This window comes from Octadecabacter sp. B2R22, from assembly GCF_018861045.1.
In the GTDB taxonomy this organism is placed as follows: domain Bacteria; phylum Pseudomonadota; class Alphaproteobacteria; order Rhodobacterales; family Rhodobacteraceae; genus Octadecabacter.
The window spans coordinates 223,568-243,314 of record NZ_JAHKQJ010000010.1 but is presented as its reverse complement, the minus strand read 5'-3'; the positions used below and the strand labels follow the sequence as shown (position 1 = coordinate 243,314).

At 52.2% G+C, this 19,747-nt stretch carries 18 protein-coding genes; 6 read left to right on the top strand and 12 right to left on the bottom strand.

The features are described from left to right. Positions 1-147: 147 nt before the first annotated feature. Positions 148-669, bottom strand: a complete 522-nt coding sequence (locus KO486_RS14135) for a hypothetical protein (RefSeq protein WP_216037924.1) — start codon at positions 667-669, stop codon at positions 148-150. Between the two features lie 16 nt (positions 670-685). Here KO486_RS14135 and KO486_RS14130 point away from each other — a divergent pair, with 16 nt between their 5' ends. Then, entirely contained in the window at positions 686-1,300 is a 615-nt protein-coding gene (locus KO486_RS14130) for a Crp/Fnr family transcriptional regulator (RefSeq protein ID WP_216037923.1), read from the top strand. A 30-nt stretch (positions 1,301-1,330) separates the two neighbouring features. Here the strand turns inward: KO486_RS14130 and KO486_RS14125 are convergent, their stop codons facing one another. The 6 genes from KO486_RS14125 to KO486_RS14100 all read right to left on the bottom strand — a co-directional run bounded on the left by KO486_RS14125 (position 1,331) and on the right by KO486_RS14100 (position 5,534). Further along, complete coding sequence (locus KO486_RS14125; protein WP_216037922.1) at positions 1,331-1,756, bottom strand: cytochrome c; 426 nt, start codon at positions 1,754-1,756, stop codon at positions 1,331-1,333. Then, positions 1,753-3,051 carry a multicopper oxidase family protein gene (locus tag KO486_RS14120; protein ID WP_216037921.1) on the bottom strand — a complete coding sequence of 433 codons (1,299 nt, stop codon included), beginning with the start codon at positions 3,049-3,051 and terminating at the stop codon, positions 1,753-1,755. The genes KO486_RS14125 and KO486_RS14120 overlap by 4 nt, the downstream gene beginning before the upstream one ends. Positions 3,052-3,059: 8 nt before the next feature. Next, positions 3,060-3,908, bottom strand: coding sequence for a CopD family protein (locus KO486_RS14115; protein ID WP_216037920.1), 849 nt, complete (start codon positions 3,906-3,908; stop codon positions 3,060-3,062). Next, positions 3,908-4,249 carry a copper resistance CopC family protein gene (locus KO486_RS14110; RefSeq protein ID WP_216037919.1) on the bottom strand — a complete coding sequence of 114 codons (342 nt, stop codon included), beginning with the start codon at positions 4,247-4,249 and terminating at the stop codon, positions 3,908-3,910. The genes KO486_RS14115 and KO486_RS14110 overlap by 1 nt, the downstream gene beginning before the upstream one ends. Before the next feature lie 27 nt (positions 4,250-4,276). Beyond that, on the bottom strand, positions 4,277-4,711 hold the full coding sequence (locus KO486_RS14105) for a cytochrome c (RefSeq protein ID WP_216037918.1): 435 nt from the start codon (positions 4,709-4,711) through the stop codon (positions 4,277-4,279). Between the two features lie 73 nt (positions 4,712-4,784). Next, on the bottom strand, positions 4,785-5,534 hold the full coding sequence (locus KO486_RS14100) for a glutaredoxin (RefSeq protein WP_216037917.1): 750 nt from the start codon (positions 5,532-5,534) through the stop codon (positions 4,785-4,787). 108 nt (positions 5,535-5,642) lie between these two features. On the opposite strand from KO486_RS14100, the gene cueR reads away from it, so the two are divergent. After that, positions 5,643-6,026, top strand: a complete 384-nt coding sequence (gene cueR, locus KO486_RS14095) for a Cu(I)-responsive transcriptional regulator (RefSeq protein ID WP_216037916.1) — start codon at positions 5,643-5,645, stop codon at positions 6,024-6,026. Positions 6,027-6,094: 68 nt separating this feature from the next. On the opposite strand, the gene KO486_RS14090 is transcribed toward cueR, so the two are convergent. Genes KO486_RS14090 through KO486_RS14080 form a run of 3 tightly spaced genes read right to left on the bottom strand, consistent with a single transcriptional unit; the run spans position 6,095 to position 8,048 of the window. Then, entirely contained in the window at positions 6,095-6,646 is a 552-nt protein-coding gene (locus tag KO486_RS14090) for a PEMT/PEM2 methyltransferase family protein (protein WP_216037915.1), read from the bottom strand. Continuing rightward, the gene (locus tag KO486_RS14085) at positions 6,643-7,278 is read right to left on the bottom strand and encodes a cation transporter (RefSeq protein ID WP_216037914.1); all 636 of its coding nucleotides are present in this window, start codon (positions 7,276-7,278) and stop codon (positions 6,643-6,645) included. Before KO486_RS14085 ends, KO486_RS14090 begins: the two co-directional genes overlap by 4 nt. Next, positions 7,278-8,048, bottom strand: coding sequence for a transglutaminase family protein (locus KO486_RS14080; RefSeq protein ID WP_216037913.1), 771 nt, complete (start codon positions 8,046-8,048; stop codon positions 7,278-7,280). The genes KO486_RS14085 and KO486_RS14080 overlap by 1 nt, the downstream gene beginning before the upstream one ends. Before the next feature lie 72 nt (positions 8,049-8,120). Between KO486_RS14080 and KO486_RS14075 the strand changes: the two genes are divergently transcribed. Beyond that, on the top strand, positions 8,121-8,537 hold the full coding sequence (locus KO486_RS14075; RefSeq protein ID WP_216037912.1) for a helix-turn-helix domain-containing protein: 417 nt from the start codon (positions 8,121-8,123) through the stop codon (positions 8,535-8,537). Between the two features lie 51 nt (positions 8,538-8,588). Here KO486_RS14075 and KO486_RS14070 read toward each other — a convergent pair whose 3' ends face one another. Together KO486_RS14070 and KO486_RS14065 are read right to left on the bottom strand one after the other, a co-directional pair. Next, entirely contained in the window at positions 8,589-10,154 is a 1,566-nt protein-coding gene (locus KO486_RS14070) for a tyrosine-type recombinase/integrase (protein WP_216037911.1), read from the bottom strand. Positions 10,155-11,610: 1,456 nt separating this feature from the next. Further along, entirely contained in the window at positions 11,611-15,726 is a 4,116-nt protein-coding gene (locus KO486_RS14065) for a DUF4214 domain-containing protein (protein ID WP_216037910.1), read from the bottom strand. A gap of 209 nt (positions 15,727-15,935) precedes the next feature. On the opposite strand from KO486_RS14065, the gene KO486_RS14060 reads away from it, so the two are divergent. The 3 genes from KO486_RS14060 (at position 15,936) to KO486_RS14050 (ending at position 19,736) form a co-directional block, all read left to right on the top strand. Beyond that, on the top strand, positions 15,936-17,909 hold the full coding sequence (locus tag KO486_RS14060) for a sensor histidine kinase (RefSeq protein WP_216037909.1): 1,974 nt from the start codon (positions 15,936-15,938) through the stop codon (positions 17,907-17,909). Beyond that, positions 17,909-18,538 (top strand): response regulator transcription factor, encoded by a 630-nt coding sequence (locus KO486_RS14055; protein WP_216037908.1) that lies wholly within the window; start codon positions 17,909-17,911, stop codon positions 18,536-18,538. The genes KO486_RS14060 and KO486_RS14055 overlap by 1 nt, the downstream gene beginning before the upstream one ends. Before the next feature lie 472 nt (positions 18,539-19,010). Next, on the top strand, positions 19,011-19,736 hold the full coding sequence (locus KO486_RS14050) for a trypsin-like serine protease (RefSeq protein ID WP_216037907.1): 726 nt from the start codon (positions 19,011-19,013) through the stop codon (positions 19,734-19,736). Positions 19,737-19,747 lie beyond the last annotated feature (11 nt).

Here is a 19,747-nt window from a genome sequence, read left to right as displayed (position 1 = left end):
AAACTCATCGGCATCATAACGGGATGGGGTGCAGCTTTCGATAGGGGTAAATGAAAGAGTCCAAGTCAGTGTTATATGGGCCAGGAGTGGTGCGCGAATCGAAGCAAACGAGAACTCAGAAACGACCGTTTGTGAGAAACGAAGCGGTTAGTGCGGCGACCGCCCCATTGCGATCATGAGGTGGTGCTGTTGGTGATGCGCACCAATTGTCATCAGCCCAAAGAATCCCAGTCCCAGCACTTGGTTCAAATCTTCATCTGACCCGACCTGAACCAGCATTGATGCGCCATTATCTATTTCTCCAGCGGTGACGGTCCAGTCAGATGATCCCTGCAACATTGGGCTGTGTGCCAGCACCATACGCCTGATGGATGCTGCGACATCATCATCACCTGTGATCAAGAAAGACACGCTCAGTCCGTTCACCGCCCGCTCAATCGACGCCTTAGTTGTCACGTTGTCCATATCCACGAGGTGATCACGAAGTGCTTTGATATCGACCTGCGCCCAGTTCGTTTCGGGATCGTCACGCAGCAGTGTAACGATCTCAGCAATCGCTGCGAACTGTGACTGACCCGTTTCACTTGGTGACCCCGACGTATGCGCATGTTGTGCCATGGCATTGGATGCGACAAACATCATCGCTGCTGATAAAAGACCTAGTTTCATTGAACACTCCTTTTTCTTGATCACCCTACCAAAATTCACTCTGATCACTTATGATTTGGATCATATGCTTCCTGATCCGTTTTCCCATCTATCCGCTACTGCTTGTCGCACAATTGACATGCAGAAGGGGGACGTGCTGTTTCGCCAGAGCCAGACAACATCGGGGCTTTACCGTGTTGTATCTGGATGCGTGACATTGCAACGAACTGGACTGGGGGGCGATACCTTGACCCTGCACAGGGCGATGTCGGGCGGGTTTTTCGCGGAGGCATCAGTCTTCTCAGCGACCTACCATTGCGATGCGGTATGCACCGAAGCTGGAAGCGTCACAAAAATCGCAAAGGCCAATGTCGTTGCAACGATGCACTCCAATCCTGCGTTCTCTGAAGGCTTCACAAAGTTGCTTGCTGTTCAAGTCCAACAGTACCGCGCACATATCGAGTTGTTGGCAATTCCATCAGCCAAGGAACGCATATTGGCGGCGGTTCAAGCAGGTTACTTCGATACAACGGTGATCGAGTTGGCGACCCGCATCAACCTAACCCATGAAGCCTGTTATCGCGCACTGCGGGGGCTGTGTGATGAAGGGCTTATGGTCCGCGTTGATCGTGGTAAATATGTACTGTCATAGCATCCACATGCTCTGGAAGAGCGTGTGCCACTAGTGCGGTGGATTCCTGCTGGCCTGGACATCGCGTTCCCGTTCAGACCAAGTTGACCTGATGTAGGCAAGGATATCCCATATCTCATCATCGGTGAGTATTTCGTTAAAGGCGGGCATTCCGCTGTTGAACCCTGTCACACCACGCACCTCCAACGCGGCCTGGCCACCTAGCTTGGTATACTCAAACAGCAGTTCATCATCGTGATGCCACGTGTGACCTGTCCCGTCATGTGGCGGTGCTGGAAGCACACCATCGGCGTCAGAGGATTGCCAGTTCGGTTGCCCCTCAAGGTTTGCCCCGTGGCATGATGCGCAGTTGCCTGAATACAGACTTTGACCCGTAACGATGTCGCGGTGGTCCCAGTTGTGATCAGCAGCGGCTGTGGAGGCAAATGACAGCAGGACTAAGATAAGCCACTTCATGCCACGTTCATCCATGTGCGCATCCCACCGACAGCATGGCTTAGCATGTGGCAGTGCAGCAGCCAGCGACCAGGGTTGTCGAATACACAGATGACATCGCGGCTTTCGCCTGCGTTCACCAGCGTTGTATCACGCAGATCGCCCAAGACCCCGTTCTGTTCAACTTCATAGAAGTGGTGGCCGTGCAGGTGGATGCCGTGCGGGAACGATGTGTCATTTGCGAATGTGATCCGCACAGTTTCGCCATTTTGGAATGATCCGAATGGATCGCCTTGTAGGTCCGAGACGTTGTTGAAGGCCCAGATATTGTCACCGTCGTGTCGTCCACCCATTGCACCGCCCATCATCGTCAGGGTCAGATGCTGTGTTGGTTCAGCAGGCGTTGGCAAATTGGGCGGTGACAACGCCATTATCGGACCAGCTTGTCTATCCGTGTTGGTTCCAATCACCTCAAGGTCTGCCAAACGATATGAACCGTCACGGGTGACCATGTCGAACCCGACTGGGCCAGTGATATCCACGATAAGATCAGCACGTTGTGCTGGGGCCAGCACAAGGTCTGCCATCTGGCGAGGCACAGGTAATGCCATGCCATCCAAGGCAACGACTGACCCAGCGACGCCGCTTACCGCTACGGGGAAGATACGGTTGGTTGCGGCGTTTATCAGTCGAAACCTAACCCGATCCCCAGTCTTCACCTGATCTTGGGACAGGAAGGCACGGGCGAAATTCCCCATGTAACCGCCATGGGCGACACTGTGCATGTCGGTAAACTCATCGGACAGGCTGCCATCTTCCTGCATCTGCCAATCCGCCATCAACACGGTGATGTCGTGATCAACATCTGGGGGCGTTTCATCCTCAACAATCAACGGACCCATCATGCCACGAGCGACCTGTTCATGAGAAATGTAATGCGAATGATACCAATAGGTGCCTTCGTCTGGCGGGATAAAGCTGTAGGTTTTGGTGTCGGAAGGCTCGATCAACTCTTGCGTCAACATCGGCACCCCATCCATCTGGTTTTCCAACCTGATGCCGTGCCAATGCACCGCCGTACCTTCATCAAGACCGTTTTCGACCTCGATGTTCACCCGCTCACCGCGCCGCACACGCAGTTCTGGCCCTGGCATCGACCCGTTGAAGCCCAACATGGATGTTGCACCATCTCCCAACGGGAGGATTTGCTGCATCACCGTTTCGGCCTTCAACCGCAACGCATCTTCGGCTGCGAATGTGGGCATCGGCAAAATCGTAGTGGCTGAGACAGTAGCCAAGAAGTGTCGTCTGTTCATGTGGTGCCTCATGTTGGCAAAGTCAGGTTTGTTGTTAAAACAGCTGTCGTTCCCAGTACTGCAAGGATGACCAGCCATTCGACTGATATGGATTTGGAAAGATGGTTTGCCGCTGCTGGATCACCTGAGCGAAGCGCAGGGATGAATCGAAGCTTGTTGGCAGCGGCCAGCCCAAGAAGCAGCCCGACCAACATCACCTTGATAATCAATGCCTGCCCGTAGCCAGTTCCTACAAGCGCTTCGAGTGACCCGACCAACTTGTAGCCCATGTAGCCACCCGCGATAATCAACGCAGGAACGGTAACCATGGCGACAACGCCAAACCGATGCCCAACATCCGCAGCCGACGCATAGGTGGCTGAAGATGATGCCAGTCGTTTCAACGGCGTGAGGACCCCGATCCAGAGGGCAACAGCCAGCAGATGCAACGTCAATGCGATGTCGAGCAGTGTTGTGTCACGGCCAGAGACATGTCCGACGTGATCAAAGGACCAAATCGCAATGATCCCACCTAACACCGAGACCCAAATTCCAACGCGGCCTATGAACAGACCAGCGATTAACAAACCAAGACCCACCAAACGTAACAGCAAAGCAGTACCTACAGGTGTGGTCCAAAGCAGGCCAAGCATCTCAGGATCGGTCATGCCGCTGACATCGCCCGTCAGATTGGCACCGCGCAGTGAAAAGGCGAGGATCGTTGCCATCAACCCCAAAACGGCGAATGCCACGGCCAAACCACGAGTGCGATCCAGCCGAAACATCAACGTGGCGATGACCGTGCCAGCCGCAGCCATCACACCAAGATAGAGCGCAAACTTTGTGATGATGGCCGCAAGCCCGAACGCATCAGGCATTATTCAACAGTGAAACTGAAGGTGCCGTTCAGCGCGTGACCATCAGAGCCTAGTCCGCGCCATTCAACGACGTACACACCCGCACCCATGTCGTGCATCGGCAACGCAAACTCCTGCGTGAACGCCGTTTGATCCCCAAGGTCCATGTCCATGCTGTGTGTGTCAGCATGAGTGATCGCGACCCGCGTTAGACGGATGTCACCTTTGAAGTCCATCAAGACTTCAGTCGGCATCTCCGTAATAGTGGCCTCATTGGCAGGTGTAGTCGCATCGAGGGGCGAGTGTGCCATCGCACCTGTTGCCCAAATTCCGATCATGCCTGCGAGTAGAAAAGTCTTCATTGTTGTTTCCAGTACTGTTGTTGCGGGTCAGTTGATCCCGTTGGCACGTTGTAATTCGCGAATGTAAGCGATGATCATCGTAACGTCTGCCCGTGTGACACCTTCTACGGGGGGCATGTCCCCAAACGGCCAGTGATGCCCACGAACGCCCAACTCAGCGGCCCTTTGGAACGCTTCATCGCCATGGTGGCTGGGTTCATAAATGATGTGGACCAATGGCGGTGCCACGCCATCTTGACCCGCTGCATTCGCACCGTGGCAAGCAGCACACTTGGCCTCATATCCAAGCTGCCCGATCTGGGCGTTGTGTGACAGCGTTTCAGGCACCCGCACATCAGCTAAAGCACCGCCTTCCAAACTGGATACGGGGTCCGATTGTGGTGTTTGCGATGCGTTCGGCCAAAGCGCGTAGCCCACGCCACCTGCAACTAGTAAGGCTGCAACTGCGATTATTGATCTCATTGTAGGCTCCGCCCCTTTGGTCTTTTGAGTGTTGCTAAGGCTTCCTGTTGGTGGAGGGTCAAACGATTTGTTATCACAGCTTCGAGAGCATCCAGATCGCCATACCGACCATCATTAGGTTCTCTGTCAGTGACACGAATCCCAATGGAACCTTGCTGTCACCGCCGACGCAGGCACATTTGAGTTCGCGTTTGTCGATGTAGACCGCCTTGAACACACTGATCGCGCCGATGCTGGCGACAAAAAACGCTGCTGGTGCAGACAACCATGTTAGAACACCCGCCATCATAAGCAGACCTGCCCCAGTCTCAACGAACGGATAGACATATCCGTAGCGAACCCACCGTTGGGCCAGCAGGTCGTAGTTCAGGAACATCGTGGCGAACCGTTCTACGTCTTGCAGTTTTTGCAGACCCAACAGCACCATGGAAATCGAGATGAACCATTCAACTGTCCGTCCCGTGAATGCGGTACCTAACGCCAACCAAGTCACAGCTATGGCCATCAACAAAGCGACCGCGAACAATGCGATGACAGGCTTATATGTCGTGGCATCCTTGGACTTGGTGGCTTTTCCTAGATGTGCGCTCAGGTCATCGAAACCACCGATGCGTTCTTCACCAATGAACGTCTGTGGCGTCGTCTTCACATCATGCTCAGCTTTGAACGCATCAACCTCGCCACGGCTAGTGAGGTGGCGATCATCCACTTGAAAGCCCTGACGTTCTAATAGGTCTTTCGATTTCAACCCGTATGGACACATGTGATCGGTCATCACCATCCGATAGAGGGTGGCAGTTTTGGCGGCGGTATCCTTGGGCATGTATCAAATCCTTATGCAGGTGCAGGCATCCATCAAAAATGGCACCCTTGAAACTCATTCGTCACCAACTTAATCTCTCCAGTAACTAGAAGGTCAAGGGTGAGTTTTATGAATATCTCTGCTGCATCAAAGGCTGCGGGTCTCCCCGTCAAAACTGTGCGCTATTACGCCGATATCGGTTTGGTCGAAGCACCGTCGCGATCAGAAGCGGGGTACCGCACCTATGACGATGTGGCTGTTCGCAAGCTGGTGTTCGTTCGACGATCACGGGCGTTCGGGTTCAGTATCGAAGGGTGCCGCGAACTGCTTAACCTCTATCAAGATCAAGACCGCTCCAGTTCGGAAGTGAAACGGATCGCATCTATGCGGTTGGAAGAGATCGAAGAGAAGCAGCGGGAGCTTCAGTCCCTGCATGATGAGTTGGCGCATCTGGTGACATCATGCCGTGGCGACCACATGCCCGACTGCCCGATAATCGATTATCTTGGTTAACCGTTGATCTCAGCCAAAACCTCAAGGTCTTGGCTGAGCGTACAATGGTCAACTAGTCCCTTTGCACGTCATAGGAACCTCCTGACCTTAGCAGCGTAATCGGCATATTGCTCACCGTAGGTCCGTCTTAACCAAGGCTCTTCTGCAAATGGGGCTACGATCAGGACCAAAACTGACGCCAATCCGATTACGGATACCGAGGGCGATGCCGACATCATGACCCATCCCACAACGATCATGATATCGGATACATATTGTGGGTTACGAGAATACCGATACAGACCCGACGTTCTCAGGCTGCCAGGCGCACCGCCAGTTTGATCAACGCCAAACTTCAGCACTTCCGACCATACACCCAAATTGCCAAGGACGATCAACGTCCCTCCCAAGCCGTATCTGATAGCAGCGGGAATGGTCCAAGAACCCCACTCCATGACACCAACAAAAAACATGGTGCCAAACAGGGTGAACGTTGGCACCCAAACCAAGATCGGTGTCAGCGTTGTATATTTTTTTGGAGGCCACAGTCGGCGTTCGGGATAAACGATGGACCAGACAATCGCAGTCAAGGTCCCGAACGCAATAACGATCCCTATGGATGTAAGCAGAACCACCATCATGTTGCCCCGTGAATGTGCTGCATAGCGTCTCGTCGTTCCTGCAACGCCTGTCGCACGATATGGAATGCCGACGACAAGAACAATGTCGCCATGATCCCCGCAACGATCAGGTCTGGCCAACCTGTCGCTGTCCCCCAGACTCCGAAGGCGGCCAAGACGACTGCTACATTGCCGATGGCGTCGTTGCGCGAACACAGCCACACCGATCTGACGTTGGCATCCCCGTCCTTGTATCGAACAAGTAAGAAAACACTGGCTAGGTTTGTGGCCAGTGCCATAACACCAACAACGCCCATGATGCCCGCTTCAGGCACTCCAACGTAGAATACGCGGTAAAGGGTCGAGCCAAAGACCCAGAGTCCCATCAAGAGGAGGCTCACTCCCTTTGCCAATGCAGCATTCGTGCGCACCTGAATTGACGCACCAATGACTGCCAAAGAGATACCGTAGGTCAGGGCATCGCCTAGGAAATCCAACGCATCGGCCTGAAGGGCCTGAGATTTGGCATAGTGGCCCGCCGACATCTCTACCACAAACATCGTGGCGTTCAGGGCGATGACGATCCACAAGCGGCGTTTGTAGTCAGCAGATACACCTTCGAACTTGGCTTCGTGTCCACAGCAACCCGACATCACACAGCCTCCTTCGCATTAGGCTGTTGAGGGGGCAATGCAGTTGCAGGACCGTTAGGGATGGTCGGCACAACGCCACGACGCAGACGTACCACACGTGCGTTCATCCAGTGGCGGATCACGAAACGATAGAGCAGCCCCTTGATCCCACGCAGTTGGCGATGTTTCGCATAAAAGGCGTCTGGTGATGCGAATGTGCCAAAGTCAAAGTTGATACCCGTTCTCTGGATGTATGTGTCTTGTCCAGACCATCCGATATCAGGTGCTTGGAGGTTGTCCGTGCCAGCACCGTAGGCACAGATGCTATCCTGATCGGGGAAAGCTGTTTGCAGGGCAGTCAGCACGGCATCATCAAGGATGAAACCCTCAAGGGTGATCCATCTCCCGTCTAGTGAAACTTCCACCCATGAGTGCAGGATGTTGGTAGGTGCGAGGGGGTAGACGATTTCGGGAACGATACCACGTTGCAGGGACTTGTGGATCGTGAAGCCATGGAAGCGGCACGGCAAATCCATTGCCCGCAGCAATGCCATCAGAAGCGTGGTCTTCGTATTGCACTGACCATGGCCATCCCGCAGCACCTCGGATGCTGTCAGCGTATCTTCACTGTTATAACCAAAAGCGATTTCATTCCTGACAAACTCATAGGCGGCTGCTGCACGTTCAGTGGGTTCCAATGTTGGCCATCTACGATCCGCAATGAGTGACTGGATTGGACCTGAAGAATAGTCGAGCAGCGGGGTCTCTTGGGTCATTGGATCAGAGGACATACGAATCACCTTTTCTTTGTGTCCCACCCTATCTACAACCTCTAGTCACTAGAGCTTCAAGAGGTAAGTTGCATGTTTTCTATTGGGCAGTTGTCAAAGCAAACAGGTGTGAAAGTTCCGACCATTCGATACTATGAGCAGGTTGGATTGCTGGTGTCCGCAGGGCGCACTGAAGGCAATCAACGACGATATGACACAGACGGTCTGGAACGGCTGGGCTTCATCAGACATGCCCGTGACCTTGGATTCTCCATCGAAGCGATCACTGCGTTGATCGACCTTCAGCAGCATCCTGACCGCTCCTGCCAAGAGGCCACACAGATCGCCCAGCATCAACTGACCGATGTGCGTGAGAAACTGCTAAGGCTCAAGGCACTGGAAACCGAACTGGTTCGCATCGCCGACGGATGTGATGGGGAGGGAAATTCAGATGAATGTTATGTTCTGGCATCATTGGCCGACCATCAACACTGTCGTGGTGAACATTGATGCGCTTCGTGGGACGAAATTACGACGTAAGTATGCTGGAAATGATCGAAACTATCCACCAACACAGTCCATCTTGTTGACCCATTCCAACTGGTTCTCCAAGTCTTCAAAGTGAAAACGATACCGCTTGGCCGAAGACGACTTTGAGTCGGACTTATGTCCCATGATGGCGTTACGCATTGTTTCGGACATACCAACATTCATGGACTCACCTGCCCAGCTATGACGCAGGCTATACAAAACCTTCTGTCGATCTGACGTTATGTGTTCTCGCAGATGCTCACTCCAGTCAGCCCCAATTGGCGTGGCATACCTCCCCTTATCCGTCATCGGTTCAAACGATGGGAACAACAGACCTGAATTGCTGACCTGACGCACATGATCGATGTGATCGGACAACCTTGGAAGCAGCAGCCGATGGATCGGAACACCACGTACAGACTCTTCGTTCTTGAGTTTACGATCAGGTGCCTCAAGGTCATCAGTCTCATTGGTGACCATAATCCCCATACGGTCCAGATCGACATCATCTAATCGAAGCTGGCATATCTCTTCTGGTCGCGCCCCTGTCCACACCAGCATATGCAATGCAGTGATCAAATCTGTCTTGCGAGACATCTGGGTCCGATGCGTTTGGTAACGTCGGCGGGTCCAGACATCCGTCGCCACATCGATCAACTTACGCACCTCAGGTTTCGTAAATGGCTTGTAAACCTGATCACCTTGGGAGCGCGTATCCCTTGGGGCTTTGACCGTCTTGCCAACGTTGTGTGGAACCGCTTCCGCAATTGTTGCGAACTCCAAAATCGCGCTCAACCTGTCGAGCCGTTGCCTCACGGTCGACGGTGCCAACGGCTGATCCTTGATCCTAACTCTGCCAAGATGTGCCACATAGTCTGATAAATGCTGCTTGGTGATGCTCACTAAGGGCAGATCGCCATGCAACGCGATGAACTCTTCGATAGCCCGATAGTGGCCATCGATGGTTGGTTGACGTGGCTTGTTCTCTTCATGCATCTTGGGAAGAATGGTGCGGAGGGTTTCACCATTGGGAGTTGCGAATTTGTCGAGTCTCCGCCGTGCTTGCCCAATTCGGAGCTTTGCAAGTTCCTTTTCATCGGCACCGTCAGCATTGTTCGCCAACCGTCTTAGCTTCATGAACTTCGCTTGCTGCATCCACTCGCTGCCCGTCATGACAAGGTATCCATCGGCTTCCGCCTGCTTCAGAAACTCTGGGTCATTACTTCCTGCGACCTTGTAAGTTTTCACCAATTTACCATCTCGATAGAACTCGAATGGCGGGATTCGCCGCGAATTGATCGGAAGGTTTTCGGGGCTGAAGTCCAGCTTCATGCTGAGTGTGTCATCGACTTGGCTGTGCTGCACAATCGCGGCGTCTTCGAAACTACCGAGCATCATTCGATTGTGCTTATGCGCCAAAGCACCTGCTTCAGCCCGACGGGCAGCATCAGTAGCACCTTCCAACTTGATGTTCCATTCCGTTTTGTCGTCGAGGAACGGACGAAATTCTTTCGGTATGCTTCGACGGTAATAAAAGTGCTTACCACGCGGCTTTATGTAGTTGGCTTTGCCGCTTCGTGGCGTAAACTGCGACATAGATCAGACCCCTTATTGGGACAATTTACCCTCACTATTGGGACAAAACAAGAGTCTTCAAAGTGGAGAGACGCCATGCTGAACGAAAATTATACATTAACTATCAGTAAGTTAACGATATTTCGATTTCGCCACCCTCCGTTTCGAACGTCATCCAAAAATATGAAATACATCTGCACCGTTGTATGATCAGCATCGCCGCGCGATTTAGAACGCGCGGCGAAAGTCTGCTCTGAGCCCACATTACCAAATTTCTGCGATACAGCTAAAGACCGCAATCAGGCCCCATGCCACAAGCACTCAACAATTGCCTGATGTCTGACCGGAGATTTTAATCATAAAAACCGTCGACGAAAAGCGCACCAAACAATTCCTGCAAATAGGCCCGCCAGCGGGCGCTATTTGACAATTTAGAAACCTCAATATTTAAAGAATTTAGGAAGATCATAGCCTTTGATGAAGTATACCTGCGCTAATGCAGCGCTATTTTTGGGAAGCTGGAGCGATAATATGGACAGAGTTTTTTTTGGATTGTTAGCAATTGGAGCCCTCACAGCATGTATGGGACCTAGCGCGCCCACCACCTCAGCGGTTGGGCTCTCAAACGCGTCCAAAATCAGCGTTCTTTTTCAAGATTTCCCTCAGGGAACAGTATGCTCGGTAGAAACGCCTAACGGAACACTTCAGACCTCTGCCATGCCCGGAAAGATTGAATATCAGGCTCAATTTTCTAACTCCCCGGTGAATTGTAACGCCCCGAGCGGGGCTGTTTACGATGTAGACGTTGCTAGCGTAGTTCCTGATACTTTCAGTGTTGCAGGACTTACGGCTTATGGGACAGGTATTATTGTCTCGACAGTGTCCGCAGATGGGCTTTCAAGTTTTCGAAATGATAACGGTGTCACGGTGCGCTAATTTTGTACTCAAACCTACTCAAAGTGAGCGAGCTAAGGTCAGAGTGGACCTTTTCAGCATTGCTCCACTTTTCGCAGAAGCCACCGTTTTATGAAATCCCTGCCATAGCGGACTTTGAAATTCACTGAAACAATGTCTTCTTTGCCCCGCATAGCAGACCTCTGGGCTGCTAGATTGCTGCAAAAATGGCGAATGGCAGCTTTCGAGATGCCCCACCGCGGCTTTTAAACCAAGCGCGAAGGTCAGCTAAGGGCCGTGAGTGACGGTTTAATGGCTCGGTGAAGCTGGACTTGCTACAATGCGGAGAACGGCAGCTTCGAGCCCAAAACAACCGATGCTGCGCGACGTTCGAAAGGCCGCTTTCCGACCATGTAGCTCAAACTCAACGATCTAGCATAACGCTGGGTTCGACAAAAATACGCCCCTGTATTGCCGAACACTGAAGTATGTTTTCTTATGATAAGAATTACTTCGGATAGAGCAGTCAATTCCCGCCACAAAGACAAACGCGACCTGGCATGCACCCATTTGGACGGCGTCACTAAACCAAGATCATATCGTCCGTTACGCTAGAGAGCATGAACCGTTCAAACGTGACTTCTGTGCCTTGATCAGCAAATACAACGCTGCCGGCCGATTGGACCATGTGCCCCCGAGCGTCAGCCGCGCTGCTGTAGCCAAAGCCGTCAAAAGACAAATAATCCCACGCCTCCAAATCGACCACCTTGTTCGTGGCACCATCCGCCTGATTAAATACAAAATGATCCGCTAATGATCCACCAGCCAGTACATTTGTTCCTGCGCCCCCATCAACTTGATCATCTACCCCACTGGTTCGAATCCAGGCTTTTACGTCATCCGCAGTATTGTTCTTGAATTCTTGGCTTTGCGAGAAACCTTGCACGATATTGGCCCGCGAAAACGCATCGTTCAGTTTCGATGTCCAGCCGTCGACCTCGCTTTGTGTCACTTCTCCAAGATCGAATTCACGACCTAGCACGTTGCTATACAGCAACTTTACGAAATCCTCTGGGTCATTCAGGGCACCGTAAGTGTTGGCGAATTCTTGCGAGTTGGTGAAACCTTCGATGACGTCCGTTAGGGCACTGCCATCGGCCAGACGTTCCGACCAGTTCGCAAATCCTGTCGCATCTGGATCACGATCCAACGTGGCCTGATAAATACGGTAAACATCATCGGACCACGACGCGGGATCACCTTCAACGGCCAGTTTATTGGCGGCCTGTTGTGTATTGTTGATCAACTGTTGGCTTTGCGAGAAACCGTTCACCACGTCAGCGCGTGTGAAATCGTCGGTGATCCGGTTGGCCCAATTGTCCACTTCGGCTTGGGTGACGTCTCCGTTGTCGAAATCGCGGTCCAGAACGTTGATATACATCTGCTTTACGAATGCCTCATCGTCCAGGCTGTCATAGGTATTGCGGAACTCTTGTGACCCGACAAATCCGTCGCGAACGTCCGCCAGGGTTGACGCTTCGGTGAATAGTTTTGACGCCCAGCTTTTGTGCCCTGTATCGTCGGGGGTACGGTCAAAGGTTGTCTTATACAGGCGGAACACCTGATTTGCTTGATTCAGCGCGTAGCCCAACTGGAAACCATCGGCAAAGATGAAATCGGCGTTGTCGCCACCGCGCAAGGTGTCTGCGCCGCCGCCACCGTTAATTATGTCCACGCCCGCCAGCCCGTCATAGCGGTCATTCGCGTCGGTTCCGACAAAGATGTCCGTGCCCGATGTGCCGCTGTCAAATGTGGCGGCTACGATCTCGCCTGTCGCACTTGATGCGACACTTTCGGTAGTGCCGGTCCCATCGACATAAGATGCGATTGCAACGATCTGGGTGCCGATGTCGGCCCCGGTTACGTGGTACGTGGCGCCGGTTGCAGATGAAATTTTGACATCATCTGCGAACCATTCAAAATCAAGCGGGCCAACACCATCCAGATCAGAAATCGTCGACACCGCGGTCAAAAGCGCGCCTTCGATAGATGCCCCAACAATCGTGACATCACCTGTCGGTCCATAAATCGGGTCATAATTCGCAAATTCGTCGTAGGTTTTGATGACACCATTGTTAAATTTGATGAATTCAACAGTATCGGAGATGAAGTCGGTGTCACCCCCATGCTGAACAGTCAGCCCAACCGTGCCGCGTGCGACGTCGAAATCAGCCGTGTCGGCATACTCCAACAACAGTGTATCTGTCCCGCTGCCACCGTAAATCTTATCTTGTCCGTCACCAGCGTGCAGCGTGTCCTGTCCAGAGCCGCCATAAAGCGTGTCGTCGCCTTGCCCCCCCGACAGCAAATCGTCGCCGCCGTTACCGATTAAGTGATCATTACCACTTAGGCCCAGGATGTAATCGCTGTTTGAACTGCCGTCCAATTTGGTGCTGCCCGCGTCATCCTCATAGCCGCTCGACTTTTCAGCGGCGAATTTGTCGAACACACCGAGTGCTGCGCCCGAAAGGGTGGTAACGTCGTCGTAGTCTGTTTCACCAACAATAACAGCGTGCCCGTCGTAGTGGGTCGCCAGTGCATCTTGTCCCATTTGGCCCAAAATGCCCCAGTACAATCCGTGATCATGTTCTGCGCCAAATCCGCGCAAAAGGTTAGTCAATTCTGACCCGTCAGGATCATCGGCGGCGACGTTCACCAGATCGATTGACGTCAACCCGTCGTCAAAATTTTCGTTTCCATACAGCGTAATATTCGGCGTGTATGGGGTAATAAGCGGATTTTCGCGATCAAAGGTAACCGTGTCATTGCTGAATGACAGCCCGATGTAATAGCTGGGCGCGTTGAACGTCACATCGCCGTTGCCATCAATGTTGACCAAACGTTCATCAAACTGACCTGCCATGCCGTTTTGCGAATAGGTGTCTGTCAACGCTTCGGCTGACAATCCCGCAGAGGCAATCGCGACCACGGTCAGATCGACATCTTCTTCCAAGCGGTGTGCATCAACCAAAGCAAATAGATCAGCCGTCGCGCCGCCAAGGCTGTGACCAGACACGATCATCTTCTCGATCCCGTTGCTGGAATTGTTGGCATAGGCGATTGCGGCATCAATCAGCGGACGCATGGCTTCGTAATAGTGGTAGATTCCGTTGCCGGTGTAGGCCTGCCCAAGGGTCGCATCCAGCGCATCATCGGGGTCGGTTCCGCGAAATGTCAGGGATAGGGTTTTTTCACCATCCGGCGTTTCCCCAATCGCAAGAAGCCCCTGTGACGCAAAGCTGGTGAATACGTTTAGATCAGTTGCATCACCCATGAACAGGCCACCGCCCTCAAAGTACCCTTTGCCGATATTTGTGCGAAAATCCTGACCCAGATCATCATCCGTCAGAACCGTCCAACCGTTGTCTGCTAAATATCCAGCGTAGTCGTCTTCGAGGCCATTATCATCATCACCGCGCCACTCTTCTGGGATCGCGTCGACGCCGTAAACGGTGTGCACCATGAAGGATGCGATCGTGACATCGAATGCCGAATTACCAAGGGTCTTTTGGGGACCTGTGTCGTGGTCATGGCCGAATTCTTCTTCCCAAGCATTGTTTGCTTGGTTGAGTTCGGGATCAGCGCCATAGACAAATGCGCTGATCGTGACGGGACCATCGGACGTCAATGTGTAGTCGACCTTTTCCCAATCCCCAAACAGTGGCGTCAGGCCGAATAGCATTGTGGTGGTTTCGATGACTTCGCCATCAACGCGGAATTCCACATAGCTGAACCCGTTCGCAACGTTCCATGCTTCGTTGCCGATGTTTTCAATAAACGCACCGATTTCAATGGTTTCACCGGCTTGCCAATCACCGACAACGCGCACATCGGACACGACCATATCGGGGGTCGGGAAATCAAATGTCTCGGTGCGGGAATTGTTGGATGAATTGGAGTCGCTGACATTGGTGATACGAACTTCGACGTCATTTTCGCCAAAATCGGAAAATGTATAGGCTTCGGTTTCGTAGTTCGTCCAGCCCCCCGGAATACCGATGCCGGGTAAAATGGAACTGGTTCCAATGACGACACCGTTCACAAGGTATTCTAGTTTGACCGTGTTGCGATACGTCGTTTCCCCGATGTTTTCGATCTTGGCCTGAATGATCATCGGCACACCGACCTCATTGCCGCCGACACCCAGCAGTTTGATGTCAGACACCTTCAGATCGGCGGCAGTTTTGTAATCAACCCAGACCTCAAGATAGGATATGTCCAAAGAATGGCCGACATCATTGTCGAACTTCAGCCTCCAAGTGCCATTCGCTGTCTGACCATCAAAATCAAATGGCGTCGTTGATTTTGAATCAGTGCCCCAGAATGAAATGTCATTATCATTTGAACTGTCGCTATCGTTGCCGTCATCTGTGTCTTTGCCATAGCCATCAAAATTCCGATAGATCAGATTGGTGTCGCCTTCTGGTGACACGATCCAAATGTCGATGTCACCCTGATCGAAACTTTGTCCCCCGTTATGATCAACGAAAAACCTGTAGCGAACCTCTTCGACGGTCGCTCCGTTTGTATCACCCGAGGGATTGAACGAGATCGTCGAGACACCCTCTGGGATGGTTTTGTCGCCGTTACTATAGCCATCAGCAACGGTGTAGTTGTTAAAGTAACGTGCCGTGCCCATCGTCAGTTCTCCCCAAAATCCGAATCCTTACGTTAGGTTAACATTAGGGGCGCGTTGCAGTGCGGGATATGAGGGAAACACCTCATATGCTGCGCTAACGGCGAAAAGGTTTGGAGTACGGGCCAGCTTGCGTCTAACTTGACGTTAGGGAAGTGAGCTTTGCTTTGAACAATTGTAACGGATTACATCTGCGCTGGTTCAGGTCACTTGTGAGCTGGGTTTTCCTGTGTGTTACGCTTCTTGCACCACCCGTTGCCGCCCAACCGGCACAAGGGTGTCGCGTTGCCCCTCTTTCAAATGCAGTTGATTTTCACATCGATCTGGGGCAATTCGCCTGCGCCTTCTCTGACGACAGTCGGACGCTTACGCTGCAAGAAATTCTGGCCGGTAGGGACGACGTCCAATTTGATCCAGTTTTGGGCGGGTTAGTCGACTTCGGGTTTGGGTCTGCGCGCTATTGGGTGCGTGTCGAAATGCAAAATACATCTGCGGAAGTTGGAACTTGGTGGGTAACACACGACATCCCCATGGCAGACCAGCTGCGCGTAACCCGCATCGACGATACCGATACACGCGATCTGCTGACTCTGACAAACCAAGACCCGTTTTCGGCTCGACCAATTGCGCACCGTCATCTGGTGTCAGAGATAATACTGGAACCACTTCAGACGACCACATTGATGATCAACTATACCTCTGGTCAAGCGACCGAGATGCCGTTTGTCGCCGAAACACCAGCGCATTTCTTCCAGCGCAGCCAAACAGAGACAATTCAAATTGTCGCGCTCACAGCACTTGTGCTTGGGATGGGCCTGATCAGTACGATATATCTTTATGGACTCCAGGGTCGGTCTGCACTGGTGTACGGCACCTACGTTGTCGCCAGTGCCGCCCTTTTGGTTCACCTTGAAAGCTACACATTCCAATATATTTGGCCCAATGCGCCGGGTATCAACCAATTTGCACTGCCCATTATTGCGAGCCTGTCTATCGCGCTTGGCACATTTTTCGTTGATATGTTCACCAAGGCTGCGGTGCATCACCCTCGGTTACACGTCACTGCATATGTACTGATCGCGATGATGGCCTTTTTGGCAGCGCTTACGCCATTTTTATTGAGCACTATTTGGTTCAAGCTTATCTTCTTCGCTGTCGCTATAGGTTCGACAACGATGCAAGTCGTTTTGGCAATCGCTTCGGTCCGGCGAGGTCAATCAGGTGCCATATTTTTGGTCTTAGGCTTTGGCGCTCTGGCGGCCGCCATATCTTTTGGTGTGTTGGGCTATCTGACAGAAGGACTGTTTGAACAAGAAGTCGCAGGTTTTGCGATCCGAGTAGGTTTCCTCCTCGAAGGGCTGGCTTTTTCTGCCGCGATTGCCCAACGCGTGCGTGCAACGCGGCGCGAACGTGACACAGCCCTTGGCGCACAACTTCGTATGTCCGAAGAACGCCTGAACTTGTCCGAAGCCCTACGCCGAGCAGAAGTGGACCGACAACGATCGGCGGATGCTGCGATGCGCAGCCAACAAGCGCTTGCCGACACTGCCCATGATATCCAGCAACCCTTAGCGTCATTGCAGATGGCACTGTCAGGGGACCCAGACGCGCACGACCACGTTGCAGGTAGCCTGCAATATCTAGAGGAAATCGTGCGCGCAGGTCTTGAGAGTAACTTCGTTCCACTGGGAACAGGCAACGCTGACCCCCCTTCGCTGAATGCGCGCGAACGGTTCAGTGCAAATATCATTTTGAAAAACATTGAAGTAATGTTCTCACCCGAAGCCAAAGGGAAAGGCATTTCGCTTACTGTTTCTGATTGCGCATCGCATATTGTTGCCGACCCACTGTCGCTGATGCGGGTCCTTGGAAACCTGGTGTCAAACGCACTGCAACACGGGAACCCATCCCGTGTTGTCATTGGTTGCAGGCGGCGTGTAGATGGCTTGCGTTTTGAAGTGCATGATGACGGACAAGGGATGTCTGAAGTGGAATTGAAGCGTCTTTTGCAACGTGACGAAAAAGGAACGTCTTCGCGTGGTCACGGGCTGGGCCTTTCAATAATTTCGAATCTGGCGCGCGAAAACGGATTCAATTTTGACATTTCATCACGCCTCGGTTGTGGGACAATCGCCCGCGTTTGTGTTCGAAACACAACCAACACAATCGCAAGTGAAGCTGTCTGATGGTGAAACCAACTGCCGTCATCGCCGACGATCACACGCTTATCCGCAATGGAATCCAACAAATTCTGATGTCGTGTGACCTTGATGTGGTGGCGCAAGCTTGCGACGGATTAGAAGCCATCGCGATGGTGCGCAGCCATCAACCACAGGTGCTGACTTTGGATTTGGCAATGCCATACTCTCGTGGGATCGAGGTTTTTAGTGAAGTTCGGAGATGGTCACCCGATACCAAAATCATCGTGTTTTCGGGTCTCACATCGGTGAGCCTTATCAGCAATCTCGCACAATCAGGCGCGGACGCAATTTTTCTCAAACGTGGTGATTTGAGTGCTTTCTCTGATGCCATTCCCAAGATCGTTGGAGGCGATCGAATTATGGGCCCCGGCGTGTCCGAGATGCTTGATGCCGCACACAACACAAGCGCCCTAACGGCCCGCGAACTTCAGATTCTAAGCCTGGTCTCTCGCGGATTCAACAACCGAGACATCGCCGAACGCCTTGGCCTTAGTACCAAAACAATCGATAACCACCGAACCAATCTTATGCGAAAAATTCAGGTGCATTCCACAGCCGAACTTATTGCATACGCCCTCAGGGAAGGATTGCTCGATGCAAGTCTCGAAACTTAGATGAAGAACTGGCTGTTTCACGCCGTTCGGGTGAAAGTTTTGAATTTCACCACAAACTTTGTTGAGCGATAGAATCTTAGTTATCGTTGGGCACAGCAATCTGACAAGTGCAGCAAATGGCCGGATTGTGGAGGACATGAGTGTTCGATTTTTTGCTTACGCTTATATGCGCGACGTCGATGCTCAGCGTCTGGTTTTGGGAATTGACCTTCGATAGAGATAAAAGGCATTTATGTCCAAACAGAACCGTCGTTTATTGTGCTACTTTCATATGCGCCTCTCGGAAACAAACAGCATAGCAGTCATTGGTTCTGAAAGCGCCAATGCATGGAGAGTCCCGCACACTACCAGTTCGCAAACGGCTTAATTTTGCACGCGCGGCGAAAGTTTTCGCGGCGCCATAAAAGCTTGTATTTTGTCGAACAGCGAATGCACCTAGGCTAAAGTTAGACAGAAACGGGGAGGCGCGAAGGTGAAAGTTAAAGGCTTCAATCAGATTGTCCGGCATGCGATTTTCGGCTTGTGTATCGTGACATTGCCGGTTGATGCACAAGAAATGGCTCTTCCGCCATTGGCGGATGATGTTGCAGCGGAATTCACAGCCATTGGTCGATTAGGTCAGGCTGGGTTTCGTGTACGGCAAGGTTGCACTGCTACTCTAGTTGCCCCTGATTTGGTCGTCACAGCCGCCCATTGCGCCTCCTCCAACGGCACGTCTCAACGTGTCTTCGTTGCTGGGTGGTCTCGAGGCGAATACATTGCATCGCGTGAAACCAAGTACGAGATCCGCCATCCTGCATACGCGCTGAATGGCATGCATTCTCCCCGAAACGACATAGCACTCATCATACTGCAAGACCCTATCCTTGACGTAAGCCCAATCCCGCTGGGTGAATATAGCGATAAAACGTTCGCCGGAACAAACCTCGCACTACTTGGTTACCATCGCCAAACGCCGCATCTTCTAAGTGGAGATTTTGATTGTCCGGTTACTGATTTTGGCATTGGGTTGTATCAAGTCGGTTGCCGAGTGATCAACGGAAATTCTGGATCTCCTCTGCTTAATCAAACAGCAGACGGTGCATGGGAAATAGTCGGGGTAGTCAGCTCGCAACGTGGTGCGGCGGCGGTTGCCGTTGTCGTACCAGACTGGCTAAGAAGCGAGGTCAATAGCCATCAGCAACTCACGCCTGAATAGCCCCCGTTTTG

What these genes read in the sequence shown, in the direction of transcription:
- cueR (WP_216037916.1), top strand. Translation starts at nt 5,643, where the DNA reads ATGAATATCTCTGCTGCATCAAAGGCTGCGGGTCTCCCCGTCAAAACT.
- KO486_RS14120 (WP_216037921.1), bottom strand. Translation starts at nt 3,051, where the DNA reads ATGAACAGACGACACTTCTTGGCTACTGTCTCAGCCACTACGATTTTG.
- KO486_RS14110 (WP_216037919.1), bottom strand. Translation starts at nt 4,249, where the DNA reads ATGAAGACTTTTCTACTCGCAGGCATGATCGGAATTTGGGCAACAGGT.
- KO486_RS14080 (WP_216037913.1), bottom strand. Translation starts at nt 8,048, where the DNA reads ATGTCCTCTGATCCAATGACCCAAGAGACCCCGCTGCTCGACTATTCT.
- KO486_RS14090 (WP_216037915.1), bottom strand. Translation starts at nt 6,646, where the DNA reads ATGATGGTGGTTCTGCTTACATCCATAGGGATCGTTATTGCGTTCGGG.
- KO486_RS14070 (WP_216037911.1), bottom strand. Translation starts at nt 10,154, where the DNA reads ATGTCGCAGTTTACGCCACGAAGCGGCAAAGCCAACTACATAAAGCCG.
- KO486_RS14065 (WP_216037910.1), bottom strand. Translation starts at nt 15,726, where the DNA reads ATGGGCACGGCACGTTACTTTAACAACTACACCGTTGCTGATGGCTAT.
- KO486_RS14135 (WP_216037924.1), bottom strand. Translation starts at nt 669, where the DNA reads ATGAAACTAGGTCTTTTATCAGCAGCGATGATGTTTGTCGCATCCAAT.
- KO486_RS14055 (WP_216037908.1), top strand. Translation starts at nt 17,909, where the DNA reads ATGGTGAAACCAACTGCCGTCATCGCCGACGATCACACGCTTATCCGC.
- KO486_RS14085 (WP_216037914.1), bottom strand. Translation starts at nt 7,278, where the DNA reads ATGTCGGGTTGCTGTGGACACGAAGCCAAGTTCGAAGGTGTATCTGCT.
- KO486_RS14105 (WP_216037918.1), bottom strand. Translation starts at nt 4,711, where the DNA reads ATGAGATCAATAATCGCAGTTGCAGCCTTACTAGTTGCAGGTGGCGTG.
- KO486_RS14100 (WP_216037917.1), bottom strand. Translation starts at nt 5,534, where the DNA reads ATGCCCAAGGATACCGCCGCCAAAACTGCCACCCTCTATCGGATGGTG.
- KO486_RS14075 (WP_216037912.1), top strand. Translation starts at nt 8,121, where the DNA reads ATGTTTTCTATTGGGCAGTTGTCAAAGCAAACAGGTGTGAAAGTTCCG.
- KO486_RS14125 (WP_216037922.1), bottom strand. Translation starts at nt 1,756, where the DNA reads ATGAAGTGGCTTATCTTAGTCCTGCTGTCATTTGCCTCCACAGCCGCT.
- KO486_RS14115 (WP_216037920.1), bottom strand. Translation starts at nt 3,908, where the DNA reads ATGCCTGATGCGTTCGGGCTTGCGGCCATCATCACAAAGTTTGCGCTC.